This is a genomic window from Candidatus Accumulibacter necessarius, from assembly GCF_036625085.1.
On sequence record NZ_JAZKUM010000008.1, the window covers coordinates 38,554 to 65,277 of the forward strand.

Annotated in this window: 25 protein-coding genes; 17 read left to right on the plus strand and 8 right to left on the minus strand. The window is 62.0% G+C overall.

Annotated features, from left to right (window positions below; translation table 11 throughout):
• Positions 1–170: 170 nt before the first annotated feature.
• Positions 171–1,022 carry an FkbM family methyltransferase gene (locus V5B44_RS19880; RefSeq protein WP_332360819.1) on the plus strand — a complete coding sequence of 284 codons (852 nt, stop codon included), beginning with the start codon at positions 171–173 and terminating at the stop codon, positions 1,020–1,022.
• Positions 1,023–1,178: 156 nt separating this feature from the next.
• Here V5B44_RS19880 and V5B44_RS19885 read toward each other — a convergent pair whose 3' ends face one another.
• The 7 genes from V5B44_RS19885 to V5B44_RS19915 form a co-directional block, all read right to left on the minus strand.
• Positions 1,179–2,603 (minus strand): FkbM family methyltransferase, encoded by a 1,425-nt coding sequence (locus tag V5B44_RS19885; protein WP_332360820.1) that lies wholly within the window; start codon positions 2,601–2,603, stop codon positions 1,179–1,181.
• A gap of 775 nt (positions 2,604–3,378) precedes the next feature.
• Positions 3,379–4,083 carry a helicase-related protein gene (locus tag V5B44_RS19890; protein ID WP_332361003.1) on the minus strand — a complete coding sequence of 235 codons (705 nt, stop codon included), beginning with the start codon at positions 4,081–4,083 and terminating at the stop codon, positions 3,379–3,381.
• Positions 3,999–4,700, minus strand: coding sequence for an SNF2-related protein (locus V5B44_RS19895; protein WP_332360821.1), 702 nt, complete (start codon positions 4,698–4,700; stop codon positions 3,999–4,001). Before V5B44_RS19895 ends, V5B44_RS19890 begins: the two co-directional genes overlap by 85 nt.
• Positions 4,701–4,851: 151 nt before the next feature.
• Positions 4,852–5,148, minus strand: a complete 297-nt coding sequence (locus V5B44_RS19900) for a hypothetical protein (RefSeq protein WP_332360822.1) — start codon at positions 5,146–5,148, stop codon at positions 4,852–4,854.
• 84 nt (positions 5,149–5,232) lie between these two features.
• The gene (locus V5B44_RS19905) at positions 5,233–5,379 is read right to left on the minus strand and encodes a hypothetical protein (protein ID WP_332360823.1); all 147 of its coding nucleotides are present in this window, start codon (positions 5,377–5,379) and stop codon (positions 5,233–5,235) included.
• A gap of 111 nt (positions 5,380–5,490) precedes the next feature.
• The gene (locus V5B44_RS19910) at positions 5,491–7,812 is read right to left on the minus strand and encodes a Tex family protein (RefSeq protein ID WP_332360824.1); all 2,322 of its coding nucleotides are present in this window, start codon (positions 7,810–7,812) and stop codon (positions 5,491–5,493) included.
• Between the two features lie 54 nt (positions 7,813–7,866).
• Entirely contained in the window at positions 7,867–8,022 is a 156-nt protein-coding gene (locus tag V5B44_RS19915) for a hypothetical protein (protein ID WP_332360825.1), read from the minus strand.
• 166 nt (positions 8,023–8,188) lie between these two features.
• Between V5B44_RS19915 and V5B44_RS19920 the strand changes: the two genes are divergently transcribed.
• The 16 genes from V5B44_RS19920 to motD all read left to right on the plus strand — a co-directional run bounded on the left by V5B44_RS19920 (position 8,189) and on the right by motD (position 26,234).
• A complete protein-coding gene (locus V5B44_RS19920) occupies positions 8,189–8,641 on the plus strand; it encodes a FecR family protein (RefSeq protein WP_332360826.1) in 453 nt (150 codons plus the stop codon).
• A complete protein-coding gene (locus V5B44_RS19925) occupies positions 8,638–9,228 on the plus strand; it encodes an OmpA family protein (RefSeq protein WP_332360827.1) in 591 nt (196 codons plus the stop codon). The genes V5B44_RS19920 and V5B44_RS19925 overlap by 4 nt, the downstream gene beginning before the upstream one ends.
• Entirely contained in the window at positions 9,206–11,257 is a 2,052-nt protein-coding gene (locus tag V5B44_RS19930; RefSeq protein ID WP_332360828.1) for a CHASE2 domain-containing protein, read from the plus strand. Before V5B44_RS19925 ends, V5B44_RS19930 begins: the two co-directional genes overlap by 23 nt.
• A gap of 83 nt (positions 11,258–11,340) precedes the next feature.
• The gene (locus V5B44_RS19935) at positions 11,341–13,038 is read left to right on the plus strand and encodes a methyl-accepting chemotaxis protein (protein ID WP_332360829.1); all 1,698 of its coding nucleotides are present in this window, start codon (positions 11,341–11,343) and stop codon (positions 13,036–13,038) included.
• A gap of 120 nt (positions 13,039–13,158) precedes the next feature.
• Positions 13,159–14,130: a chemotaxis protein gene (locus V5B44_RS19940; RefSeq protein ID WP_332360830.1), complete on the plus strand. Its 972-nt coding sequence runs from the start codon at positions 13,159–13,161 to the stop codon at positions 14,128–14,130.
• A gap of 25 nt (positions 14,131–14,155) precedes the next feature.
• The gene (locus V5B44_RS19945; RefSeq protein WP_332360831.1) at positions 14,156–15,094 is read left to right on the plus strand and encodes a chemotaxis protein; all 939 of its coding nucleotides are present in this window, start codon (positions 14,156–14,158) and stop codon (positions 15,092–15,094) included.
• Positions 15,095–15,115: 21 nt separating this feature from the next.
• Positions 15,116–15,505, plus strand: a complete 390-nt coding sequence (gene cheY / locus V5B44_RS19950; RefSeq protein ID WP_332360832.1) for a chemotaxis response regulator CheY — start codon at positions 15,116–15,118, stop codon at positions 15,503–15,505.
• Position 15,506: 1 nt separating this feature from the next.
• Positions 15,507–16,367, plus strand: coding sequence for a protein phosphatase CheZ (gene cheZ / locus V5B44_RS19955; RefSeq protein WP_332360833.1), 861 nt, complete (start codon positions 15,507–15,509; stop codon positions 16,365–16,367).
• Positions 16,368–16,377: 10 nt separating this feature from the next.
• Entirely contained in the window at positions 16,378–18,321 is a 1,944-nt protein-coding gene (locus V5B44_RS19960; protein ID WP_332360834.1) for a chemotaxis protein CheA, read from the plus strand.
• A gap of 172 nt (positions 18,322–18,493) precedes the next feature.
• On the plus strand, positions 18,494–19,633 hold the full coding sequence (flhB, locus tag V5B44_RS19965; RefSeq protein ID WP_332360835.1) for a flagellar biosynthesis protein FlhB: 1,140 nt from the start codon (positions 18,494–18,496) through the stop codon (positions 19,631–19,633).
• A complete protein-coding gene (gene flhA, locus V5B44_RS19970; RefSeq protein WP_332360836.1) occupies positions 19,626–21,713 on the plus strand; it encodes a flagellar biosynthesis protein FlhA in 2,088 nt (695 codons plus the stop codon). Before flhB ends, flhA begins: the two co-directional genes overlap by 8 nt.
• The gene (flhF, locus tag V5B44_RS19975; RefSeq protein ID WP_332360837.1) at positions 21,710–23,047 is read left to right on the plus strand and encodes a flagellar biosynthesis protein FlhF; all 1,338 of its coding nucleotides are present in this window, start codon (positions 21,710–21,712) and stop codon (positions 23,045–23,047) included. The genes flhA and flhF overlap by 4 nt, the downstream gene beginning before the upstream one ends.
• Positions 23,040–23,924, plus strand: a complete 885-nt coding sequence (locus V5B44_RS19980) for a MinD/ParA family ATP-binding protein (RefSeq protein ID WP_332360838.1) — start codon at positions 23,040–23,042, stop codon at positions 23,922–23,924. The genes flhF and V5B44_RS19980 overlap by 8 nt, the downstream gene beginning before the upstream one ends.
• A gap of 17 nt (positions 23,925–23,941) precedes the next feature.
• Positions 23,942–24,688 (plus strand): RNA polymerase sigma factor FliA, encoded by a 747-nt coding sequence (locus V5B44_RS19985; protein WP_332360839.1) that lies wholly within the window; start codon positions 23,942–23,944, stop codon positions 24,686–24,688.
• Complete coding sequence (locus V5B44_RS19990) at positions 24,681–25,421, plus strand: flagellar motor protein (protein ID WP_332360840.1); 741 nt, start codon at positions 24,681–24,683, stop codon at positions 25,419–25,421. The genes V5B44_RS19985 and V5B44_RS19990 overlap by 8 nt, the downstream gene beginning before the upstream one ends.
• 3 nt (positions 25,422–25,424) lie before the next feature.
• Entirely contained in the window at positions 25,425–26,234 is an 810-nt protein-coding gene (gene motD / locus V5B44_RS19995) for a flagellar motor protein MotD (RefSeq protein ID WP_332360841.1), read from the plus strand.
• A 10-nt stretch (positions 26,235–26,244) separates the two neighbouring features.
• On the opposite strand, the gene V5B44_RS20000 is transcribed toward motD, so the two are convergent.
• On the minus strand, positions 26,245–26,721 hold the full coding sequence (locus V5B44_RS20000) for a flagella synthesis protein FlgN (protein ID WP_332360842.1): 477 nt from the start codon (positions 26,719–26,721) through the stop codon (positions 26,245–26,247).
• Between the last annotated feature and the right edge of the window lie 3 nt (positions 26,722–26,724).

A 26,724-nucleotide genomic window follows, 5' to 3' on the forward strand; every position in this document is an offset into this window, starting at 1 on the left:
GCCCCCGTGTGCTTGGCGGGTAAGCAAGAGCGCCAGCTGGTCATGGCTTTCTGTCCAGCGAAGGTGTCACTCTGGCGCCAACCGGCCGCGCCTCGCGCTATGATGGTAACCGAGTTCCGGGCCGGGGTGCTTATCAGGAATCGATCGTTGAACAGGGAGGCAGAAGTCACATGTGGAGTCTATTGGACTATTTCCCCGAAAATTTCAAGATCAACATACTTGACATCGGGGCAGCGCTGAATGAACGACCACCGTATCAGTCGCTGGTCGATGCCGGCCGGGCGAGAATCATCGGCTTCGAACCGAACCGCGAAGAATGCGAACGATTGAACCAATGTTACGGCGAGCCGCATCGCTTCTTCCCGTACTTCGTTGGCGATGGACGATCAGCGATTTTCCATGAAACCAACTGGGTGCTGACGGGCTCGCTTTACGAACCCAACTCGCCACTTCTCGAGAAGTTCCAGAATCTCGCCGAGCTGGTGACACCGGTGGGCAAACATCCGGTCAGCACGACCCGACTTGACGACATCGATGAGATCTCCGATGTCGACTTTGTCAAGATTGACGTCCAGGGAAGTGAGCTGGCTGTCTTCCAGAACGGATTGCGCGCGCTTTTGGGCACGCTCCTGATACAAACCGAGGTTGAGTTCGTCGAGTTGTACAAGGGACAGCCGATGTTCGCCGATGTGGATTCTTTCCTCAGGGGGGCAGGGTTTCAGTTTCACGCGTTCAACGGCTTTGGCAGCCGCTCGTTCAAGCCGATTGTTGTCAATGGCAACATCAACCAGGGGGTTCGTCAGGCGCTATGGTCGGACGCTCTCTACGTACGCGACTGGATGAGTCTGGATGCCCTCGATGCAACCAAGCTCAAGAAGTATGCCGTGCTTGCCCATGATTTGCTGCAGTCGTACGATCTTGCCCATCTGGTACTGTTGACGCTCGACAAGAAAACCGGAAGCAGCTTCGCCACCACGTACCTCGATCAATTGACTGACGGTATCGAGCAACCGGATTCCTGACGGCACGGTCTGGGAAGCGTCCGCTCCCGCTCCACTGGCTCGACGCGGGTCAGGTCAGGCGAGAACCAGCGGTCGAGAATCCTGGGCCAGCAGATGCGCCCACGCCGGTTCGGTCATAGGTCGACGCCACGCCGTGGCGTTGGCGGTGCCTGGCGGCTATGACGCCGGCAGTCCAAAACGGTTCTGCAACAGGCGCAGGCGACGTTCCATTTCGCTGCTGCCAAAGCCCAGGGCGCGGATCATTTCCAGGCGCTGCTGGGCGGATACCCCCGTGTAGAACGATGAAAACGAGCCAAGCCGTTCTGTTTCCTCAAGGACAGCGGCGAGAACCCAGTTGCCGATGCCATCACCGGGAGGGAGGGATTCGAATCGTTCTCCGGGTACCAGAAAAGGTTCCCTCGGATCGATCTGACCATGCTCGAAGATGGCGTTGGCAAGGTGCTGGAGCGCGGACACGGCCAGCGACCGTGCGCCGAAGTCCCGCGCCACGCGTGCGAGGCTGGCCAGGCGCAGATACGACGACTGGCTCTCACACAGGCTCTTGAGCAGGCTGAAGCTGGCTTCCAGGGAAGCCCAGCGATCAGCAGGGGACACCGACGAATCCTGACTGATCGCATAGAAGGACAGCGCTTGATCCACCGCAGCGCTGCCGCCAGCAGCCATTGTCTGTTCCCAGAGACTGGCGAGTTCAGTCCCGTACGGTAGCTTGCCGATGGTGTGACGCCAGTCGTATTCAGGGGAGTCACTGCGCCGTTCCACGCTGTTCGGCAACCGTTCCGCAGGTGGTTTGCCGGCTTGGGCAGCAGGAGCCACCAAGAAACCCTGCGCTGCAAGCCGTTCGGCACGGTCCGGCTTGCAGCAGAACAGGTTGAGCAGGTAGCCATCCGGAGGTGATTCGGCATCGAAGCGAACCAGCAGGTTCAGTCCCGGGACCAGCCGGTAGGAGTCATAGCCCAGGGCGGCGAAGTCGTGGACGAGGTCCATATGCAGGTCTGCGCCGGCCTTGATCTCATACTGGACCAACGGTGACAGGTCGGCAAAAAAGCGTTGTCCCCCTTGCAGAATGTTGGCCTCCTCCCCTTCCGCATCGATCTTCATGAAGTCGATATTCGGGCCGTGCTGACCTCTCATCCAGTCGTCGAGGGTGAGGACTGGCACCGTCTCAACAGCGCTCGTTGATGGCTGACCATGAACCAGCGCGTTCAATTCGGAATTCTCGTTCAGGGATAACTGCGCTGTACCACAGCTACTGGACAGGGCGCTCTGTTCCAGGAAAACATGGGCAAAGCCATTGACGGCAATTCCTTCCGCGAGCAATCTTGCCGTGCCGGACGCCGGTTCGAAAGCCCAGACGCTTCCTGTGGGTCCGACGGCCTGCGCCATCGACAGAGCGTAAACCCCATAGTTGGCACCGATGTCGATGACTTTTTGCCCTGGCTGCAGCAGGTGCCGCAGGAACTTGATCTCATCTTCAAACCAGTCCTGTTGTTCCAGCAGAACGTAGGGAGTGATCAGATCCAGCGAGTCAGGAACGACGACCCGTACTTCATCGACCATGGTGAGTGTCGCGGTGGCAGTCATGGTTTGCGAGACCTCTGTGAGATTCAAGTTGCGGCGTTTGTGCGCCGCCCGGAACATGCGGGTTTTGGCCGCTGGCCAACACCGGCCGCCAGGGTCGCTGGACTGAAGCACCGGCAGCGGGTACCTCTCGGTATTGTAAGCGACGATTCCGATCGCTGCTGACGCCAAACCCGATTGTTCGGGATCAGCGGCGCCTTGATCCGCTCATGAGACCGCGGGCTGTTGGCGGCCCTGCCGCGAATCCGGAAGCACGCAGGGGGATTGGAGCGGTCGGCCAGCACCCGCAGCAAGGGAAAAAGATCGGTCCGGGTCTGGATTTCGTCCAGGATTACCAACCCGGTCAGTGGACGCAGCACGAAGGCGGGGCCGACAAGTCGCGCCAGGGTCGTCTTTCCAACCTGGCGTGGCCGCGAAGAGCCCCCTCCCCCGGAAACGCAACAAGCGCTCGACAAGGCGATCAAGATGGGGGGACGTGGAAGCATTCCTGGAATTCAACATGAAATCTCGGAGCCTCGGTCCGAGATTTCATGGATCAGAGGGTCCGGCCAGCGCCGGAGTATGAGCCCGATCAGCGCGTCAGGTGCCAGCTCGCGCTGATCGTGACTCAGCTCTATCAATCGCCCGATGAATCGGGCTCCTACGGATGTCGTGGGTTTTGGGCAGGCCATCGGCTGTCATAGCGAGTTGACTACTTTCTCCCGCCGAGCAGACTCAGCAGGCTTTCGGCGAGGCGCTGGACGGTCTGCGGGTCGGGGACGGGAAGCTTGAAATAGCGCTAGCCGGTGGTCGAGTCGGTCTGCACCCAGGGCGACTCGCGTTCGCCGCTTGACGCCGCGGTCAATTCGCCGAGCAACTGCACGCCGGCAGCGAGCAGCGGCGCCCAGGGATCGGCGCCCCCTGAGACGGCCGCAGGGGCCGACGTTGGTGGCTCAGCCCCGGTTCTCGCGTCGGCAACGGGCGGCTGATCCGCTTCGCCCGCGGGCGTCGACTGCCGGTATTCGGCTTCTGTCTCGCTACCGGCTTCGGGCGCGGCATCGAGCGGCAAGGTGTCCTCGCTCGACTCGTCCATCGGGGCGGTGCTTTCCGCTGCGCCGGAGACCTGGTCGACGGTTTCCATGAATTTTGATAGCCGCGTGCCCTGCAGGACCACTTCGCTTTCACCGCCGTCGAGGATGTCGGCGAACAGGGATTGCTTGAACGCCAGTATGGAAAGCATGCCCTCCTCGATGGTTCCCCGGGCGACAAAATTGATCACCTGCACGCCGCGTGTCTGGTCCAGTCGGTGCACGCGACCGATGCGCTGTTCGAGTACCGCCGGGTTCCAGGGCAGGTCCATGTTGACGATCACCGCCGCCGCATGTTGCAGGTTGAGCCCGACGCCGCCGGCATCGGTGCTCAGAAATACCCGGCAGGCGGGGTCGTTGTTGAAGCGGTCAACGAGCGCGCCGCGCTTGTCGCCGGGGACGCCGCCGTGGAACAGGACATGTTCCCAGCCAGGCGTTTGAGCCGGCGGATGATCAGCTCGTGCGTGCGCAGCCACTGGCTGAAGACGACGACCTTGGCCTGCGGGTCGTCGAAGAGGTCGTCGAGCAGGGTCAGCAGCTCGTCGGCCTTGTAGCCGTTGTCTGTTTCGTGGTCGATGAGAAAGCTGCTGTTGCACGCCATTCGCATGTTCTGCAGGGAGCAGCGCAGACGGAGCTGGTCCTTTTCCGAGAGGAAGCCGGTATGCCGCCAGGGTTGTACGATGCGCGCGACGGTCTGGAGGTTTTCCTCGCGATGTTCGGCCTGCAGCGGGCTCATCGGCATGAACAGGGTGTTGTCGACGCGTTCTGGGAGTTGTTCGAGCACCTCTGATTTGCGTCGGCGCAACATGATCGGCGCCAGCGTCTGGCCAATCCGGTGCAGCTCGCGGTAGCCGACGACGCGGCCGCGTTCGTCCCGCTGCTGGTGTGCGTCGAGCAGGCGCCAGGTTGGCCCCAACCGGTGCTGGTCGACGTACTGCACGATCGAGATCAGCTCCTCGAGACGGTTTTCGAGCGGCGTCCCGGTGAGCACGATGGCGTAAGGGCTGTCGATCCGCTTCAGTGCGCGCGCCACGAACAACGCGCCCTCACGCTGGTAGGGATAGAGCTCGACCTTGAGCAGTGCCTTGAGTTCAGCACTGTCGGCACCCAGCGGGTAGGCGGTCGTGAGCGTCTGCCGGCGTATCTCGCCGTCGCGGACCTCGGCGACGAAGGATAGCGCTTCCTCAGCGCAACGACAGTTGCCAGCTGCTGGTCCCGTCGAAGAGCTGGCGCATGCTCGACTGCAGCTCGGCGGGGAAATCGCTTCCCGGACGCAGGCGAACGCGTCGCTGTCCGGTGTAATCGAGGAACAGCTCGCTGAACGATCCCTGGAAGCCCCGCTCGAGGGTCTTCTTGCCGCCTGGTCGGGTGCTGATCTGCGCCAGTGTGAATTCGATGTGCTTGCAGGTGCCGAGATCGTTGGTCGCGAAGTCGGGACACGAGCAGTGGTTGTCGCCGGCTTGTGCGCCGCGAATGGCCACCCGGAAGCGGCGACGGCTGTCGGGGTTGAAGAAGGAGAACTCGGAGAAGACCGGATCATCGCTCAGGTTCTCGAAGCTGAATGACTACTCGCGGCCGAATTGTCGGCGCGGCGCCCTTTGCCAGTCGTCGACCGGCAGGTTGGCGGGCTTGCGCTGCCGGAAGAGGCGAGGCTCGGCAGTGCTGTGGGCAGAAGTCTTGCGGCTCTGGCTGGTGGTGTGTGCCTTGGTCATGGTGTCTCCGTGGCCTGCTCCGTGGATGTCGGTCGGAAGTGGTGGGTGAAAGGTCCCCGTTGTCTGCGTAGTGGTCGCCCTCGCAGCCACTGCGGGAGAGCGCTGCTTCGCTCAGCGTTTGAGGCGGGCAAAGGCGCTGGCCATGGCACCGGTCGACTCCGGCTGGCTCTGCTGGCTTTGCCGGGTGCGGGCCGAGGTCGGTGCGGCAGCCATCTTTGGGGCGCTCGGCAACTCATCGGCGAGTCGCATGCTGAGCGCAATGCGCTGGCGCGGCAGGTCAACCTCGATTACCTTGACCCTGACCACGTCGCCAGCCTTGACGACCGTGCGCGGGTCCTTGACAAAGCGGTCGGCGATCGCCGAGATGTGTACCAGCCCGTCCTGGTGCACGCCGATGTCAACAAAGGCGCCGAAATTGGCGACGTTGGTGACCACGCCTTCGAGGATCATTCCCGGCTGCAGGTCCTTGACCGACTCGACGCCTTCACGGAAGGCTGCGGTCCTGAACTCCGGGCGGGGATCGCGGCCCGGCTTTTCGAGTTCCCTCAGGATGTCGCGTACAGTCGGCAAGCCGAACCTGTCGTCGATGTACTTCTCCGGCGTCAGCGCCTTGAGGATTCGCGAATCGCCGATCAGCTCGCGAATACCCTTCCCGAAATCGGCAAGAATACGTTCGACGAGCGGGTAGGCTTCGGGGTGCACGGCCGAGCGGTCGAGCGGATTGTCGCTTTCGTTGATGCGCAGGAAGCCGGCCGCGAGTTCGAAAGTCTTTTCACCGAGGCGCGGTACTTCCCGGAGTGCCTGCCGGTTGCGGAAGGCGCCATAGCGGTCACGGTGCGCGACAATGTTCGTCGCCAGCGTCGGGCTCAGTCCCGAGACCCTGGTCAGCAGAGGGATTGAGGCGGTGTTCACATCCACGCCGACGGCGTTCACGCAGTCTTCGACGACTGCGTTGAGCGCCCTGGCGAGCCGGGTCTGGCTGACGTCATGCTGGTACTGGCCGACGCCAATCGACTTCGGATCGATTTTCACCAGCTCGGCAAGCGGATCCTGCAGCCGACGGGCGATCGACACGGCGCCACGCAGGCTGACGTCGAGTTCCGGGAATTCGCGCGAGGCGTATTCTGAGGCCGAATAGACCGAAGCGCCGGCTTCGGAAACGACGACTTTGCTTAGCCGCAGGTCGGGCTGCTGGCGCATCAGATCAGCGGCCAGGCGATCGGTTTCGCGCGATGCCGTGCCGTTGCCGATGCTGATCAGGTCGACCTGGTGCCGGCGCGCCAACAGGGCCAGGGTATGCAGCGAGCCGTCCCAATCCCGGCGCGGTTCGTGCGGGTAGATCGTGGCGGTGTCGAGCAGCTTGCCGGTGGCATCGACGACGGCGACCTTGACGCCGGTGCGCAAGCCGGGATCGAGGCCCATGGTGGCATGCTTGCCGGCGGGTGCGGCGAGCAGCAGGTCGTGCAGGTTGGCGCCGAAAACGCGGATCGCCTCGGCCTCCGCACGCTCTCGCAGCGCGCTCATCAGTTCCAGCTCAAGGTGCAACGATACCTTGATTCGCCAGCTCCAGCGTACTGTCTCGGCGAGCCATCGGTCGCCTAGCCGGCCCTGGTCGACGATGCCGAAACGTCGCGCGATGCGTGCCTCGCAGGGGTTGGGGGTGCTCGCCTTTTCGTCCCGTTCGCTGTCGAGAACCAGCGCGAGTTGCAGCAGGCCCTCGTTGCGGCCGCGGAAGAGCGCCAGGGCACGATGCGAGGGAATCGCCAGGATGGCTTCCGAATAGGCAAAGTAGTCCTGGAACTTGCCGGCTGCGCTTTCCTTGCCGGCGATGACCGTCGATTGCACGCAGCCGTGCGCCTCCAGGTAGGCACGCAGCTCGGCCAGCAGCTCGGCGTCTTCGGAGAACTGCTCCATCAGGATCTGGCGGGCGCCGTCGAGCACGCTCTTGAGGTCGGTAAAGCCGGCTTCGGAATTGCGATAGCGCCCGGCTTCCACTTCCGGCGACAGCCTGGGGTCGGCCAGCAGGGCTTGGGCGAGCGGGGCCAGGCCGGCTTCGCGAGCGATTTGTGCCTTGCTGCGCCGTTTCGGCTTGTAGGGCAGGTAAAGGTCTTCGAGGCGCTGCTTGGTGTCGGCGGCGTGGATGCCGGCGGCCAGTTCGGGCGTCAGCTTGCCTTGTTCCTCGATCGAGGCGAGGATGCTGCTGCGCCGGTCTTCCATTTCGCGCAGGTAGGTCAGACGCTCGTCGAGCAGGCGCAACTGGATGTCGTCAAGGCCGCCGGTCACCTCCTTGCGGTAGCGGGCGACGAACGGTACGGTTGCCCCTTCGTCGAGCAGGCTGGCGGTAGCGAGCACCTGCTGCGGGCGGCAGCCGATCTCCTCGGCGATTTTCTCGGCAATGGCGCGCGAGGCTTCTGGTGCGGGCGGTGGCGGCATCGGTGTCGGCTGGCTGAAAAGGAGCGCGAACTATGCAGAATCGGGCGGCAAAACTCAAGCCGGGTGGTTCATCGGTGGCCAGAGGTTGGCGGCAAATAGAATTGCCGCTGCGCTGTCACTCAGGTTACATTGCCACTCTTGGGCAGCGACGCGCAGTTGGGAAATCTGACCGACCGCCGCGCGATGCAGAAGGTATTGCAGGAAGTGCATCCGACCTTGCTCTATCGCGCTGGCTGATCAAAGGCGGGTGTAAAGGCAGGGGCAGTGTCGTAGCGCGCGTGGCAGTTCCTGAAGACCTCCAAGGGGACGATCGGCTGCCGGCGGTCAACCGGGGGGGAGCCGTGCGTCCTGCAAGCCAGGGGTGGTGGCGTTGATCATGAAGAATCTTGTACTGGCGCTGGGGCTTTGTCTGGCCACTGCAGTCGGCATTGCCGCTGAGACCGGGGCACCGGCCGGTAAGGTCAAGCGCGCTGAAGGCAGCGTGACGATCGATCGCGCCGGGCATGTCCAGTCGCTACCGGTGGGCTCAACGGTGTATGTCGGGGACCGGATTCGTACCGGGGCCGATGGCTCGGTAGGCATCACTCTGTTTGACGATACCCTGCTCACCGCCGGGCCCCGTAGTACCCTGCTGATCAACGACTTCCAGTTCAATCCCGTGACTAATGAGGGGAATTTGCTGACAACACTGGTCAAAGGCACGCTGAGTGTGGTGACCGGCCTGATCGGCAAGCAGGCCCCACAGAACGTGCGCTTTCGGACACCAACCGTGGTGCTGGGCATTCGCGGCACCGAGTTCATCGTCGAAGCGCGCGGAGAAGACGAGTGAGAGCAGCGGGCGGTTCGCTGTGCGTGCTGGCGCTGAGCCTTTCGGCCTGCGCGCAGATCTCCGACCGTGTCATCTTGCTGCCCGGGCCGGATGGCCGTACCGGGGCGCTGTCGGTCACTGCCGCGGCCGGCGAGGTGGTGCTCTCCGAGCCCTACACCGGGGTCGATGTCACCGACAGCCGGTTGACCCGGCAGAAGACCAGCCCGGGCATGGTGCGCGATGCCTATGGCCAGCTGCTCGCCATGCAACCGTTGCGGCCACGAATTTTCGTGGTTCATTTCAACCCTGGGAAAGACGCGCTGCGGCCTGACTCGCAGGCCATGCTGGCAAACATTGTCGCCACTCTGGCCAACTTTCCGGCGGGCGAAGCGATCGTGATTGGGCATACTGACCGAATGGGCCGCGCCGCCGACAACCTGCGGTTGTCGCTGCGCCGGGCGGCGGCGGTGCGTGAGTTATTGGTCGGTGCTGGCGTGGCCCGGGAGGCGATAAGCGTAGTTGGGCGGGGCGAACACGAGCCGGCCGCGATCACCGATGATGAGGTCGCAGAAGCACTTAACCGCCGTGTCGAAATCAAGCTTCGTTGAGTTTGCTGCAAGCTGCGGGCGCTGGCTTGCGCCAGGCAATCTCCGGCAGTGGTTGGGCGTTGCGTTGCTTGGTGTGCTGCTTGCGCACAGCCTGAATTACCTCGAAATCGTGCCGCTGCGTCGACTGGACGCGCTGCTTTACGACTTCCGTGTGCGGTTGCTGGCGCGCGGAGCGGTCGACGAGCGCATTGTCATCATCGATATTGACGAGCGCTCGCTGGCGGAACTGGGCCGCTGGCCGTGGAGTCGGTTGCGGCTGGCCGAACTGGTCGACAGGATTTTTGGCCAATACGACGCGCTGCTGCTCGGCCTCGACCTAATTCTGGCTGAGGCCGACGAGAGTTCCGGGCTACCTGTGCTGGATGTGCTGGCACGCGGACCGCTGCGGCAGAATGCCGCCTACCAGTCAGCGTTGCAGGCATTGCGCCCGGCGCTTGATTACGACGGCCGTCTGGCGATGGTCATGCACCGCTATCCGGTGATTCTCGGTTTCCATCTGTCGAGTGGAACCGGCGCTGCCCGTAGTGGACAACTGCCGCCGCCGGTGGTGATTGAACCTGCTCTGGCTGCGCAGGCTGCAAACCTTACCCAATGGGCCGGTTACGGCGGCAACCTGGCGATTCTTCAGCAAGCCGCCACCGCTGCCGGATTTCTCAGTGCGCCGCTTGATCCTGACGGGGTGACACGGCATGCCTTTCTGCTGGCGGTCCACGATGGACAAGTCTATGCAGCGCTGTCGCTGGTCATGGCGCAGGTACTGCTGGGCCAGCCGGGATTGCACCTGCGATTCGCCGACAGCGTTCCCTGGCAATCCGGCACGGGACCACTCGAGGCGCTCGAACTGCTCACGGCGCGCGGCGCGCGGCGTATTGCCGTCGATCAGCAGGGGGCCGTGCTGCTGCCCTTTCGTGGCGCCGAGGGGCGCTTTCGTTACCATTCGGCGGCTGACGTGCTGGCTGGGCGCTTGCCCGCTGACAGTCTGCGCGGCCGTGTTGTCCTGCTGGGCACGACCGCGCCGGGTCTGCTCGACCTGCGCGTGACGCCGGTTGGCGAGGCCTTCCCGGGGGTCGAGGTGCATGCCAACCTGCTCGCCGGTCTGCTCGACGGCAGCATGCCGCATTCGCCGGCTGAGGCCCCGGTGCTCGAGGCCGGCCTGGTGTTGATCGTCGGCATCGGCCTGCTGCTTGGCTTTCCCCGAGTTTCGCCGCACGGGGCGGTCGCTTTGGCGCTGTTGACACTGATGCTGCTGACGGGCATCAACCTGGTTGCCTGGGCGGTCGCCCGCCTGGTACTGCCGCTGGCAACCGGCCTTGTCCTGGTGGTGGCAATGCTGGCCCTGCATCTGTTCTTCGGCTCCTATCTCGAGTTTCGTGCCAGGCGCCGCCTGGCGGAGTTGTTCGGCCAATACGTCCCGCCTGAACTGGTCGAGGAGATGAGCCGCGACCCGACGCGTTACAGTATGGAAGGCCGCAGTGCGGAGTTGACGGTGCTTTTTGCCGATGTGCGCGGGTTTACGACTTTTGCCGAGCAGATGCCGCCCGACGAATTAGCGCAGCTGATCAACGAGTATTTTTCGGCCATGACTGATGTCATCCGCGCCCATCGGGGTACGCTCGACAAGTACATCGGTGATGCTCTTGTGGCTTTCTGGGGCGCGCCGCTGGCCGATCCGCAGCATGCCCGGCATGCGGTCGCCGCCAGCCTTGCGATGCAGGCCGCCCTGGGCGGCGTCAATCAGCGCTTTGCCGCCCGTGGCTGGCCGTCGCTGCGAATTGGCATCGGCATCAACACCGGCACGATGATCGTCGGCGATATGGGCTCGCGTCACCGGCGCGCGTACACCGTGCTCGGCGATGCGGTTAACCTGGCGTCCCGCTTTGAGGGGCTGTCGGCACAATACGGCGCTGGCGTGATTGTCGGCGAGGCGACGCGCCAGGCACTCGGCGACTGGCGTTGCCGGCAACTGGACGAAGTGACGGTACGCGGTCGCACGACGCCGGTGGCGATCTACGAGCCGCTGGCCGAGTAAGCAGGGGGGGTCGCCTAAAGCCGAGGCAGTTTGTGCCGTTAAACAACTGGTAAAGAGAAGACGACAATGATGAGGGGGACGGGATGAGCGGAGTGGCGTGGAGAATTCGTGTCGCGATGCTGCTGCAGGTTGCTGCCGCAGCACTGGCCGGGTACCTGGGGAATGCCGTATTCGGTGCGGGCATCTACGGTTGGTTGGGCGCTTTGGGCGTTCTGGTGCTGGTCGCGGCGGTGATTGCCGGGCTGGTGGAGAGGCACCTGGTCGGCCGCCTGGAGGTGCTGCGAGACGTGATCACCAGGACGTACGCCGATGGCGATCTGACCCGGCGAGCACCGGTTGAAGGGAAGGACGAAATAGCGGCGGTGGCTGGTGCTTTCAATCGGTTGATGGAGAGCTTCGCGACCATTGTCGGCAAGCTGCTTTTCAACTCTATCGAGGTTGGGAATGCCTCGCGACAGTTGATCGGCGACGCCAATCGTGTGGCCTCGGGGTCGAATCAGCAACGTGACGCGGCCTTGGCGACGGTCGGCGAAATGGGCGCTTTGACCGAGAACCTGAACGAGGTGAGCCAGAATGCCACGGAGACGGCGAGCATTTCCGGGACGTCCAATAGTCTGTCGACCGAGGGAATGGCCATCGTGCGCAGTGCTTCGGCCGAGATGGAGCAGATTGCTGCCTCGGTTACCCAGTCAGCGAAGGTGGTGTGCGCGCTGGGCGAACGTTCGAAGGCGATCAGCGGCATTGTGCAGACGATTCGCGAGATTGCCGATCAGACCAATTTGCTGGCCCTTAACGCGGCGATCGAAGCGGCGCGGGCTGGTGACCAGGGACGTGGGTTTGCCGTCGTTGCTGACGAGGTGCGCAAGCTGGCTGAACGCACTTCGCATGCGACTGGCGAAATCAGCCAGATGATCGCGGCAATCCAGGGCGAGACCCAGAGTGCGATCGTCAGCATCGAGGCGGGCAGCGGGCAGGCCCGCAAGGGTGCCGAGCTTGCCCGACAGGCAGCTCAATCGCTGGAGCGCATCAACCGTGGCGCGCGTGAAACGATGGAGAAAGTTGACGCCATCGCAGCGGCCGTCGCCCAGCAGAGTCGCACCGGGCAAAGCATCGCAGAGCACGTGCACAAAATCCGGGAAATGGCCGAAACAAACAACGCGGTCACCGCAGACACCCTGCTCGCAGTGGATCACGTTGAATGCCTGGCCGAGAACCTCAAGGAAGTCGGCAGTGTCTTCAGACTTGGACCGGCCGGCGAGCAGGCGGTCAGCACTCACGGCAGAATGCCGGCTATCGTCAGGCAGGCGGCGCTGACCGCTGGTGAGATTCTTGACCGGGCCGTGGACGCGGGCAGGATCTCCGTCGGGGATCTGTTCGACGATCGCTATCAGCCGATTCCGAACACCAAGCCACAAAAGTTCAAGACGCGCTTCGACGACTTCACCGATCAATCCATGGCGCCGCTACAGGAAGGTTTGCTCGCCCAGCACCCATGGCTCGTCTACGCCATCGGCATCGACCGCAATGGCTATGTGCCGACGCACAACCGGATATTCTCGCAGCCACTGACGGGAGATGAAAAGCTCGACTTCTTGAACAACCGCACCAAACGACTCTTCGATGACCCGGTTGGCAAGCGCTGCGGGGATCATGAACACTCCTTTCTGTTACAGACCTATCGCCGGGATACGGGTGAGCTCATGCACGACATCTCGGCGCCAATCTACGTCAAGGGCCGACATTGGGGTGGCTTCCGCATTGGTTACCGGACCGCGGCCTGACCGCGTCAGGGTTTGTTCGTGTGCCGGTGGACGATCATGACGTGGCGCCGCAGTTTCGATTAAGATGAGGGCGGCCAGCCGTCCAAGCCTTTCAACGGCCTTTGTACGAGGAAAAGAGGAATGTCGGATCTACTGAGAAGTATTGATGCCCGAACCAAACTGGCGGGGACCAACAAGCTGGAGATTCTCCTGTTCTCGCTCGGTACCGATGCGCGCACCGGCAGGCGCGAGACCTTCGGCATCAATGTCTTCAAGGTTCGCGAGGTAATGCGCACGCCACCGATTACGGCAGCACCGGAAATGCCTCCTTCGGTCGAGGGAATGGTCAGCTTGCGGGGCGCTCTGGTGCCCGTCGTTGACCTGGCCCGTTATGCGGGTGTCGACACCGACACACCACGTTCGATCATGATCGTGACCGAATACGCTGGCCATACGCAGGGTTTCCTCGTAGAAGGTGTGGACACCATTCTGCGTCTCGACTGGAGTCAGATGCGGGTGCCGCCAGCCATGCTGCTCGCGGATATGGGTGGTCTGGTGACAGCGGTCACCGAATTGCCCGATGGTCGTCTGGTGATGATGATGGATGTGGAGAAAATTCTTTCGGAAACGACGAACTACGACGACGAAATCGTGTACCGCAATATCAAGCCGCTCGAAAATCCTGAATTGACGGTATTCTTTGCCGATGACTCAGCCGTTGCGCGCAAGCAGATCCAGAGGACCCTGGAGGCAATGGGGGTGAAGTACGTGGCCGCGATCAACGGCCTTGAAGCCTGGCTGGAACTGGAAAAAATGGCTGCTTATGCGCAGGCATCGGGGCAGGAAGTGGACGACCTGATCAGCCTGGTGCTGACCGATATTGAAATGCCCGAGATGGATGGCTACATTCTGACCAAGAAGATCAAGTCCGACCCGCGCTTTGTCAACGTCCCGGTCATCATGCATTCGTCGTTGTCCGGGATGTCAAACCAGCAGCTCGGCAAATCCGTCGGCGTCGATGAGTATGTGCCCAAGTTCGAACCGCAGCGCCTGTCCGAGACGCTGACGCGAAGGCTGCGACGGGACGCGGTTCCGACCGCGCTGTTGACCTGATTCGCGATCTCTCTGGAGCAATACTATGGATCTGGCAGAAAGGAAAAACCTGCTCGAGGGCGTTGACGCGCGAACCCGGCTGGCCGGTTCCAACAAGATGGAGATTCTGCTCTTCTCCCTGGGGACGCGTGAGACTTTCGGGATCAATGTTTTCAAGGTGCGAGAAGTCGGCAGGACACCGCACATCACCAAGACACCGAACATGCCGCGCGGCGTCGAAGGGCTGATTTCCCTGCGCGGTAACGTCATCCCGGTGCTGTCGCTGATTTCCTTTCTGGAGCACCGGGATCCACCGCGCGAGTATGGCAAGACCATGATGGTCGCCGAGTACTCCAAGCGTACCCTGGGCTTTCTGGTACATGAAGTGGATCGAATCATCCGGGTGGATTGGGAGAAGGTGAAAGCACCCGAAAGCCTGTTGTCTGCCAACCAGGGCCTGATCACGGCGGTGACCGAGCTGGATGACGGCAAGCTGGTGTCGATTCTCGACGTCGAGCAGATTCTTGCCAATGCCTTCGGCGAGGCGGTCATCGTCGATATCCCGCGAGCCAACGTCGATGACGACGTGAGTCTGTTTTTTGTCGATGATTCCATCGTCGCCCGGCGGAAAATCGGTGAGGTACTAGACCGGCTCGGCGTCAAGCACAAGCATGCCACCAATGGCGCCGAGGCCTGGAGCCGACTACAGGCAATCGCTACCCATGCAGGGCAGACCGGGAAAGGCGTTCGCGACGAGATCCGCCTGATTCTGGTGGATGCCGAAATGCCGGAGATGGACGGCTACGTACTGACGAAAAACATCAAGAGCGATCTTCGTTTCACGGGCATTCCGGTGGTCATGCACTCCTCGCTGTCGTCGCAGGCCAATCATGCCATGGGCAAAGCGGTGGGGGTGGATGCATATGTCGCCAAGTTCGACGCGGAGGTGCTTGCCGATACCCTGCGCCCCTTGCTTGAGCGCTGAAAGAACAAACAGGAGTAGAGAATGGCTGATCCGAAGATGCGAATTCTGGTGGTGGACGATTTTTCGACAATGCGACGCATTGTCAGGAATCTCCTCAAGGAATTGGGTTTCGCCAATGTAGAGGAGGCTGAGGACGGGGCGATCGCCTTGCAGAAGCTGCAGAATGGGAGCTTCGAGTTCGTCGTCACCGATTGGAACATGCCGAACATGGATGGCCTGCAGCTGCTGCAGGCAATTCGCAAGACGCCAGCGCTCAAGCACCTGCCGGTGATGATGATTACGGCCGAGGCAAAGAAGGAGAACATCATCGCTGCCGCCCAGGCCGGGGCCAGTGGCTACATCGTCAAGCCTTTCACCGCTGCGACGCTGGCCGAGAAGCTGCAGAAAATCTTCGACAAGATGGGTGGGTGACATGAGTGATGCCGATAGGTCTGGTGACTCCCGGGAGCTCGAAGCGCTGTTCGACAGCATTGCCTCGGGAATGACCGCCACTGCCATGCCGGCGCCGACCGCATCTTCCCGGCCGTCGCTGCTGCAACAGTTGCACGAGGGCGACGGGGTCGACGACAGCGACGAGTTGCAGAGCCTGTTCGATTCGGTGGTCGACGCGCAGCGCACGGCGGCAGGCAGCGCCGAGTCTCCGCCAGGTGGCGAGCAGTGGCAGGGTCAGGACCGGGTATTCCAGCGCGTCGGCCAGATGGCCAGACAGTTGCATGACACGCTCGGTCAGCTGGGCTACCACAAACTCATCGAGAGCACCGTTGCCGCCATCCCGGATACCCGAGACCGGCTCAGCTATGTCGCCAGCCTCACCGAGCAGGCGGCCTGCCGGGTATTGAATGCGACGGACATCGCCAATCCATTGCAGGAGGAGCTTGAGTCGGGTTCGGCTGCGCTGGCGGCGAAGTGGGATGCGCTGTTTGCGAATCAGATCGGCGTTGAGGAGTTCAAGGGTCTGGCCGAGGAGACGCGTACATTTCTCAAGCAGGGTCTGCCCGGGAAGACCGAAGCCACCAAGGCGCAGCTGCTCGAGATCATGATGGCTCAGGACTTCCAGGATCTGACGGGTCAGGTAATCAAGAAGATCATTCATGTGGCACAGGAACTGGAGGCGCAGCTGATGGGGGTGCTGATTGAAACGATGCCCGGCGAGCGGCGGACCGATTCGGTGATGAGTCTACTCAACGGGCCGGTGATCAACCCTGAAGGCCGCAGTGACGTGGTTGCCACACAGCAGCAGGTCGACGACCTGCTCGATAGCCTGGGATTCTAGGAGACCCAAGATGAGCGATTTTGCCGGGATGGAAGACCTGCTGCAGGATTTTCTGCAGGAAGCCGGTGATCTCCTGTCGGATGTCGACAACAAACTCGTTGATCTCGAGCGGAGTCCGGATGATCGTCGTCTGCTGAATGACATCTTTCGCGGCTTTCACACCATCAAGGGTGGCGCGGGCTTTCTCAATGCAGGCGAGCTGGTGACGCTTTGCCATCTCACCGAGAGCCTCTTCGACAAGCTGCGGAACGCCGGGATGACGCTGACGCCGGGCTTGATGGATACCATCATGGCCGCGACCCACGGTGTCCGCAACATGTTTGGTGAGATCGCGCAGGGGAGGCAGCCCAACCCGGCCTCGCCAGAAGTGATCACCAATCTGCGCGCGGCTCTCGCCGGTGGCGGCAAGATTGAACTGGCGGCCTTGACAGCCACTGGCGGGGTTGACGGCGAGACGCTAGTGGGGCCAGATCCTTTGCCAGCCACCGCTGCGCACAGCAAGGGCCCGGACTGGCAGGCGTTACACGCGGCCGTGACCGGCCAGAGTGTCGGACCCCTGGCAGTATCGGCGCCCGTCGAGCCAGTCGCCAACGCTGGTTCGGGCAGCGCGGTGGATCTGGCCAGTCTGCAGCCGCATTTTCCGCCGGAGGGACGCCGCGTCACCGACAAGCCAGGTGCTGCAGTCAGCGGGGCACCGACCGGTCGCCGTGTCGAGGAAAGAGCTGCCGCGCGCGAGACGACAATCCGGGTTGATACGGCGAGGCTGGATCAAGTGCTCAACCTTTCCGGCGAGATCGGGCTGACGAAGAACCGCCTGACCAGCCTGCGGGCCGACATCCTTGCCGGCAGAACCGACGCAGAGACACTCCAGGCACTTGATCAGGCCGTCAGCCAACTCGACCTGCTGGTTTCCGACCTGCAGAATTCGGTGATGAAGACGCGCATGCAGCCGATTGGCCGGCTGTTCCAGAAATACCCGCGCATTGCGCGCGATCTGGCCAGGCAATTGGGCAAGGACGTCGAGTTGGCGCTGGTGGGTGAAGAAACCGAAGTCGATAAGACGATGATCGAGGATTTGGCCGATCCGCTCATTCATCTGATTCGTAACGCCGTCGACCACGGCGTCGAGTCGGCCGAAGAACGCCGAGCGGCGGGCAAGCCGCTGAAGAGCGTTGTCCGCCTGGAAGCGCGCCAGGAGGGCGATCACATCGTGTTGATGATCGCCGACGACGGGCGTGGGATGAGTCCAGAGCGCATTCGGGCGAAGGCGGTCGAAAAGCGCATCATCAGTGAAGAGGAAGCGAATACCCTGGATGACCGGCAGAGTCTTAATCTGATCTTCCTGCCCGGCTTCTCGACGATGGCACAAGCCTCGGCGGTTTCGGGCCGGGGTGTCGGGATGGATGTCGTGAAAACCAACATCCAGAAGCTCAATGGTTCGATCGAGATCCGTTCCGAGGCTGGCAAGGGCTCAGTATTCGTCATTTCGCTGCCGCTGACGTTGGCGATTCTTCCCGTCCTCCTCGTCCTGCTGGGCGATCAGCCGTTTGCCCTGCCACTCTCCATGGTTCGGGAGATCCTGCCGATCAATCAGGAGAGGATGCAGGAGGTGGGCGGCAAGGAAACCTTGGTCGTGCGCGGCGAGATCCTGCCGGTGATCGCTCTTTCGCGGCTACTCGGCTGGCCGCAGGTGCAGCCAGCCGAGTACGGCGTCCTGATGCAGACGGCGGAGCGCAGCTTCATTCTTGCGGTCGACAACTTCGCTGGCCGCGATGATGCGGTGATCAAAGCGCTTGACGATTTTCGTCCGCGCGGGGTGGCCGGGGTGACGACGCTGTCGAACGGGCAGATCGTGCTGATTCTGGACATGAAGGAACTGCTCGCTGATCTGACGGCACACCCCGAACGTGACCTGCGGCCGGCGCCTGCCCGGGCTCTGGAGTTCTTCGCCTGAACACCGAGAGAACATCGCCACTCAGGGGGCTGCGGCCCCCTGTTTTTTTGTTGCGCTACGACAACTGTTGCTCCTGTGCAACTATCCAAGAACCAATCTAAATAAAGACCCATAATTCCCTATTTTAACGACGATTTTCTTATAATTAAGACGAGTAAACTGGAAGCTCGAAATGGCAGAGGAAAGCGACCTCGAACGAACTGAACCAGCGTCAGCAAGGCGCCTGGAACAGGCACGCGAGGAGGGCCAGGTGCCGCGTTCGCGGGAGATCGGCGCGTTCCTGATTCTGATCGTTGCTGCCTTGGCGTTCTGGCTGATGGGTCCCTGGATGGTGCAGCGGGTATTGGAAATTTTCCGTCGCGCTCTGGTGGTTGACCAGGATCTGGCCCGGGAGCCGTCGCTGATGCTGGTTCGCCTGGCCGATCTCTCGATTGACGCCTTGCTGACTTTTGCGCCATTGTTTGCGGCGCTGGTCGCTGCCGCATTGCTGTCACCTTTCTTTCTCGGGAGCTGGAACTTTTCCCCAAAGGCGCTGCGCCCTGATTCAAGCCGCCTGGATCCGCTGAAAGGAATGTCCCGCCTCGTGTCCTGGAACGGGCTGGTGGAACTCGTCAAGGCGGTGGCCAAGGCGTCCTTGCTGGGTGGCATTGCCGCGTGGGTCCTGTGGAGCGAACGCGGTGACCTGCTCGCGATGTTTGCGCAATCGATTCCGGTCGGTCTGTCGAGTGCCGGGCATTTACTCAATTTCAGTTTCGTTGCGATCGTTTCGGCGATGCTGGTAATCGTTGCGGTCGATGTGCCCTTCCAGATCTGGCAATACCACGACAAGCTGAAGATGAGTCGCCAGGAACTCAAGCAGGAAGGCAAGGAACTGGAGGGCAACCCGGAGATCAAGGGCCGCATCCGACAGTTGCAGCGAGAGGCTGCGCGCAAGCGGATGATGGCCGCCGTTCCGGCCGCCGACGTCATTGTGACCAACCCGACCCATTACGCCGTTGCCCTGGCCTACAAGAGTGGTATGGGGGCGCCAAGAGTACTGGCCAAGGGCTTGGGCGAGATCGCTCTCAAGATACGTCAACTGGGCGTCACCCACAGTGTACCCATCGTCGAAGCTGCCCCCTTGGCGCGCGCGCTTTATCGCCATGTCGATCTCGATCAGGAAATACCGTCAACGCTTTACGCGGCGGTTGCCGAGGTGCTGGCCTATCTCTATCAGTTGAGCCACTGGCGCGAGAACGGTGGCAGCTATCCACTGCCGCCGCGCGCGATCAAGGTTCCGGACGACCTCCTCGCGGAGGGGTCCAATGGCTGACGCGAGCGTGGTGCTGCGGGACCTTTTCGTTCGCTTTGGCCAGCGGCAACTGGCTGGGCCGGTGCTGATCCTGTTGATCCTGGCAATGATGGTCTTGCCGTTGCCGCCTTTTGCCCTGGATCTCTTTTTCACCTTCAACATCGCGATTTCGGTGATCGTCATGCTGGTCGCCATGAGCGTGATGAAACCGCTGGACTTCTCTGTCTTTCCGACCGTGCTGCTGGTTACCACGCTGCTGCGCCTATCGCTCAACGTCGCTTCGACGCGGGTCGTGCTGCTTGAAGGGCATACGGGGCCCGGCGCCGCCGGGCAGGTGATTGAAGCTTTCGGACACTTCCTGGTCGGTGGCAACTATGCTGTTGGACTGGTGGTGTTCACGATCCTGGTAATCATCAATTTCGTGGTCATTACCAAGGGTGCCGGAAGGGTTGCCGAGGTGGCCGCACGCTTCACCCTTGACGCCATGCCGGGCAAGCAGATGGCGATCGATGCCGATCTCAACGCCGGTCTGGTTGGCGAGGACGAGGCCCGCCAGCGCCGTGCGACAATCGCGCAGGAGGCTGACTTTTTCGGTTCCATGGATGGCGCGTCGAAGTTTGTTCGTGGCGACGCGGTTGCCGGAATCCTGATCATGTTGATCAACGTGATTGGCGGACTGTTCGTCGGCGTTCTTCAGCACAACCTGGAGATCGGCGCGGCGGCCAGAACCTACACCCTGCTGACCATTGGTGATGGCCTGGTAGCGCAGATTCCGGCGCTAATCATTTCCATTGCCGCAGGCATGGTGGTGACGCGCGTCGGCGATGACGAGGATGTGTCGCAGCAGTTCATCTCGCAACTGTTCAACAATCCGAAGCTGCTCTACCTGACGGCAGCGATCATCGGTTTGCTCGGGCTCATTCCGGGTATGCCGAATTTCGTCTTCCTGCTGCTGGCGAGTGGTCTGGCCACCATGGCCTGGCAGATGGACAAGCGCCAGCGGACGGCGACTCGGCCGGTACCCGTCGCCGTCGCTCCGGTCACGGCCCGCGAGGCTCAGGAGGCGAGCTGGGCTGACGTCACGCCACTCGACGTTCTCGGTCTGGAGGTCGGCTATCGACTGATCCCTCTGGTCGACAAGTCGCAGGATGGCGAGCTGCTGCGCCGCATCCGCGGTATACGCAAGAAATTTGCCCAGGAAGTGGGTTTCCTGGTGTCGCCGGTCCACATCCGGGATAACCTGGAGCTGAAACCCAACGCCTACAAGATCCTCCTGAAAGGTGTCGAGATCGGTGAAGGAGAAGCCTTTCCGGGAAATCTGCTGGCGATCAATCCAGGCCGAGTAGCCGGCCAGGTGGCAGGTACTGCGACCAAGGATCCCGCCTTTGGCCTGCCGGCAGTGTGGATTGACCCGGCGCTGAGGGAGCAGGCGCAGGCCTACGGCTACACGGTTGTCGATGCAAGCACGGTCACCGCGACGCATCTCAACCATCTGATTCTCGCGCACGCAGCCGAACTCCTGGGGCGGCAGGAGACGCAAGCCTTACTCGATCATCTGGCGAAGGATATGCCCAAGCTGGTCGAAGATCTGGTGCCCAAGGCCCTGTCCCTCGGCGTGGTGCAGAAAGTGCTGCGTAACCTGCTTGAAGAGGGCGTGCATCTGCGTGACATGCGTACCGTCATGGAGACCCTCGCCGATGGCGCGCCGCGTTCCCAGGATCCGGAGGTGCTGACAGCGCAGGTACGGATGGCTCTCGGCCGTTCGATTCTTCAGGAGCTGTATCCGGGTGGCGCTGAAATGCAGGTGATGTCACTGGATCCGCAGCTTGAGCGCCTCCTCTTGCAGGCGGTTGCTGGTGGCGGTGATGGCATGGGTATCGAGCCCGGTCTTGCCGACACCCTGGTGCGCGAGGCTGTTGCCGCGGCGCAACGGCAGGAGGCGGTCGGCTTGCCGATGGTCTTGCTGGTTCCGGGGAACCTGAGAACACTGTTGTCACGCTTCTTGCGCCGAAGCATTTCCCAACTGAAGGTTCTGGCACACGCCGAAGTACCTGAAAACAGAATCATCAAAGTCACCTCTATCATTGGACAGAGAGCATGAACGTCAGGAAATTCATCGCTGCGACAGCTCGAGACGCCTTGCGCAAGGTCAAGGAGACGCTCGGACCGGATGCGATCATTCTCTCCAATCGCGGAATTCCCGGTGGCGTCGAGATCATGGCGGTTGCCGCGCGCGACATGGAGATGATCGTACCGACGCGGGAGTACGAATCCACGCTGCCGCGTCGCAAGGAATCGGCAGCCAGCCCGTCGGTCGAATCGACGCCGCTACGAGTAGCTGCACCGGCGCAGCAGCCGGCCCCGGCGCAGCCCGCTGGATACCGTACAGCTCGTTCACTGCCGCCGCGGGCAGCACGATCTGCGCCGGCGCCGGCGGCCCAACCACTGATCGGGAGCGCTCCACCGCCGGCGGCGGACGTGGTTCCCGCCGCAGTGATGGAAGAGATTCGCACATTGCGAAGGATTGTTGAACAGCAACTGGCCGGCTTTGCCTGGGGCGAGGCAGCACGTGCGCAACCGACAAAGACCGAGACTCTTCGCCACATGCTCGACGCCGGCTTTTCGCCGCAGTTCGCACGCGACTTGCTGGCTGACCTGCCGCGCGATCTGGATGCAGGACAAGCACTTGCCTGGGTCAAGGGCGTTGCCGAGCGCGCCATGTTGACGATCAATGGCGAGACCGACATCGTTGACCAGGGCGGAATCTATGCGCTCGTCGGGCCGACCGGGGTGGGCAAGACGACCACCACCGCCAAGCTGGCTGCGCGTTGCGTTCTCCGGCACGGCGCGAGGAAGCTCGCTCTGGTGACCACGGACGGATACCGGATAGGCGCCCACGAACAATTGCGAATCTATGGCCGCATCCTCGGCGTATCGGTGCACCTTGCCCGGGACGGTAAAGACCTGCGGGCGACGCTGCGCGATCTGCAGCACACCCATATGGTGCTGATCGACACCATGGGCATGAGCCAGAGGGATCGGATGGTCAGTGAACAGGTGGCCATGTTTGGCGACAGCGACGTCAAGTCCCTGCTGCTCCTGTCGGCTACCAGCCGCGGCGACACGCTCGATGACGTGGTCAGAGCGTACAGCGGAATGGATCTGGCGGGTTGTGTGCTGACCAAGGTCGATGAAGCAGCGAGTCTGGCCTCCTCGCTCGATGTGATCATCCGGCATGGTTTGCGTCTGTACTATGTTTCGAATGGTCAGCGGGTACCGGAAGATCTGCATCTGCCGAACCGACCATACCTGCTACATCGTGCTTTCAAGGACTTGCCCGAGACTTCGCCGCATCGTCTGGCCGGTGTCGAGCCCGGATTGATGGTCGCCAGCGCCGCTGCCAGCGTGCTCTCTGCAGGAGGCCTGCGTGGCTGAGTTCCGCGGCGACCAGGCAGCTGGTCTGCGTCGACTCCTCGGGCGCCCGCGGTTAAGTGTGGTCACCTTTGTCGCAGGCAGTACCGGCGTCGGCAAGAGCGTTTCGGTGGCCAATCTGGCAGCCTCGCTGGCGCGCCAGGGCAGGGAAGTCTTGGTGGTGGACGAAAATACGGACGATGGCATTGCCGCCTTCTACGGGGTCATTACGGCACATGACCTGCAGCAGGTGGTCGATCGCGAAAAAGTGCTCGCCGACGTGCTCCTGCCAGTTGCACCGGGAATCCGCGTCCTGCCCGCAGCCAGGTTGGTCAAGCAGCTCGCGCGGCTCGACGATGCCGAACAACGGATCCTGCTCGAATGCCTGGCCGAGATGACGCCCCCGGCCGACGTCGTTCTGGTCGATACCTCGCTGGATCATCCGCTTGGCTTCTCCCCACTCGGTCTAGCCGCACATGAAACCGTGATTGTCGTCTCACCGAACGGGGCAGCAATTACCGAGGCCTATGCGTTGATCAAGAAAGTCAGCCTGGGTTACGCGCGCAAGCACTTCCGAATTCTGGTCAGCCAGGTGCGTCTCGCCAGCGAGGCGCAGGCGATACACGACAACATGGCCCGGGTGACGGGCAGTCGCCAACTGGCGCGTCTCGACTATGCGGGATACGTACCGGTCGATGAGCGTCTGCGACAAGCGTCCAGGCTTTGTCAGCCAATTGCCGGCCTGTTTCCCGACTCGCCGGCGGCGAGGGCGTATCAGACCGTGGCCAATGAGATGCTGAATTGGCCAGCCGACCATGACGAGGCCGGCGGGCTCGAATATTTCGTGCAACAGCTGCTACACTGGAGCCAACGCATTAACCCGACTGCTATCTACGCCTGATAGCTCCGCCAAAACGCATGTACAACGCTGCTGGTCAGCTCAACAAGGATCAGCTTGTCCAGCGATTCACGCCGCTGGTCAGGCGCATCGCCAGTCACTTGATGTCTCGTCTTCCGGCGAGCGTACAGGTGGACGATCTGGTGCAGAACGGAATGCTCGGCCTGCTTGACGCAATTGGCCGTTTCGAGGCGCAGATGGGGGCTCAGTTTGAGGTCTATGCGGCGCAGCGTGTGCGTGGTGCAATGCTCGACGGCTTGCGCGAGAACGACTGGCTGCCGCGTAGCTTGCGTCGCAACTCGCGGCGTATCGAAGCCGCCATTGCGCAACTTGAACAGGAGAATGGCCGTGCACCGACCGAACAGGAGCTTGCTGACTCCCTGGGCATGGCCCTTGCCGACTATCAGCAGATGCTGCAGGATGCTCGCGGGCATCAGCTGGTATACCTGGAGGACATGGTTACCGAGCGAGGCGAGGGTTTCCTTGAGCGTCACCTGGCGGACGACGGCGGAGACCCGGCGAAGATCCTCGAAGACGAGAATCTTCGCCGACGCCTGGTTCAGGCGATTGAACTTCTGCCAGAGCGGGAACGCCTGATGATGGCGCTCTACTACGAACAGGATCTCAATCTGCGCGAGATCGGAGAGGTCATGGGCGTCACCGAGTCACGTGTGTGTCAGCTGCACAGCCAGGCGGTGATGAGGCTGCGCGCCCGCTTGTTCGACGGCGGCGGCAAGGGAACAACGAAAGCGGTTCGTCATGGATAGGCTAAGCGTGATCGGTCTGATGATCGGCCTGCTGGCGATTATCGGCGGTCAGATTCTGGAGGGAGGCCATCTCGGTTCACTGTCGCAGCCGACGGCCATGCTGATCGTCGTTGGTGGTACGCTTGGTGCGGTCATGCTGCAGAGTCCCTACGCCACGTTTGTCCGCGGCATCCGGATGGTGAAATGGATGTGGTATCCGCCGGTGGTGAATCATCTGCAATTGATCCAGCAGGTCTCCAGCTGGAGCCAGGTCTCGCGGCGAGAGGGCTTGCTGGCACTGGACGCAATCGTCAGTGAACTGAAGGACGAGTTCACACGCAAGGGTCTGCAATTGCTGGTCGATGGCGCAGAGCCGGAAAGACTGCGCGAGGTCATGGAGGTTGAGATCAGTACCTTTGAACAAGAGATGAAACTGTCGGCACGCATCTGGGAAGCCGCCGGTGGTTACTCGCCAACCATCGGTATTCTCGGTGCCGTGATGGGATTGATTCAGGTGATGGAGAATCTCTCGGATCCGTCGAAGCTTGGTGCTGGTATCGCAGTGGCGTTCGTCGCGACGATCTATGGCGTTGGCTTGGCCAATCTGGTTTATCTGCCAATGGCCAATAAACTGAAGACGCACATCAATCGCCTCATTGTGCAACGCGAAATGATCGTCGACGGGCTGGTGGGCATCGCCAACGGTGACAACCCTCGCATCATCGAGAGCCGTTTGCGAGGCTATCTCTTCTAAGCGATGGCACGGCGAAAGAGCGAAGACGAGCGGGACAATCACGAGCGCTGGCTGGTGTCGTACGCTGACTTCATCACCCTGCTGTTTGCCTTCTTCGTGGTGATGTACGCCCTGTCGTCAGTGAATGAGGGGAAGTATCGCATTCTGAGCAATTCGATGGTCAGCGCCTTTCGCAACGTCCCCGTCAATAGTGCCGGCCAGACGCCAATGGTCGTGCCGACCCCGCCACCGCCGACGCCGAACAGTCTGGCGAGCAAGGAGGCGGTCAAGCAGAAACAGCGCGAGAAAATGCGCCACGTCGCGAAGGACATTCTTGAAGTGATGGCGCCGCTCATTGAACAGGGCAAGGTCCGCGTCCTCGAAACCAGCCGCGGCGTCAGCATAGAAATCAACGACAGCATCCTGTTTTCACCCGGGCAGGCACTGCTCCAGCCGGCACTTGGAAAAGCCATGCAATCGGTGGCCGAGGTACTCGTCGCCTCGGATTTCCCGATTACCATCGAAGGGCATACCGACAACGTTCCGATCAAGAACACTCAGTTTCCTTCGAACTGGGAGCTTTCTGCCGTGCGTGCGACGACGGTCTTGCGCCTGTTCGCCGATGCGGGTGTTGCCTCCGAACGCCTGACAGCGATTGGTTATGCCGATACCCGCCCCGTGGAGCCCAATGTTCTGGCAGATGGGCGGGCGCGCAATCGGCGGGTGACGATTCTGATCGACTCCGATATCCCCGAGAAGGGAACAGAGCTTGACCTTCAGGGGCAGGGCGCGGCGCCTCGGCAGCGAGCAGTTCCGACAGAGGGGCGCCGCTGATACTGACGGGCTAGGCGTTGTCGCTGATGCGGCGGCTGCTGGCAGTCGTGCTCTGCCCGTTCGGACCATACAAACCGAGGGCGTCGCTGCTACCCAGGAGGGCTTCGAGTGCCTGTGCGTTGTGTCGCATGCGCAGTTGGATCAGATCGCCATTCACACGATTCAGTTCGTGCGCCTGTCTGGCAATGGGCAGGAGCAACGACCAAGCCGCGCGAGCGCTGGTCTCGGAGGGGTGGGCCGCAAACCAGGCGGCGACGCCGGCGGGATCGTCTGTCAGCCGCTCTTTGGCGAGCGCCTGGCTGCGCTGGATGGCGAGAGCAGTCAGCTGCGCGGTGAGCCCGTTCTTCTCCGGTAGCAACTCCAGTAACTGATCAACATCCCCATGGCTGAGTATGGTCTGCTCGCGCTCAAGCAGGCCGACAAAGCGCCGAACCGCGGCGACTTCGGCCTCGACCGCGCGCGAGAAATCCTCCCCAGCCTCCGTCATCAG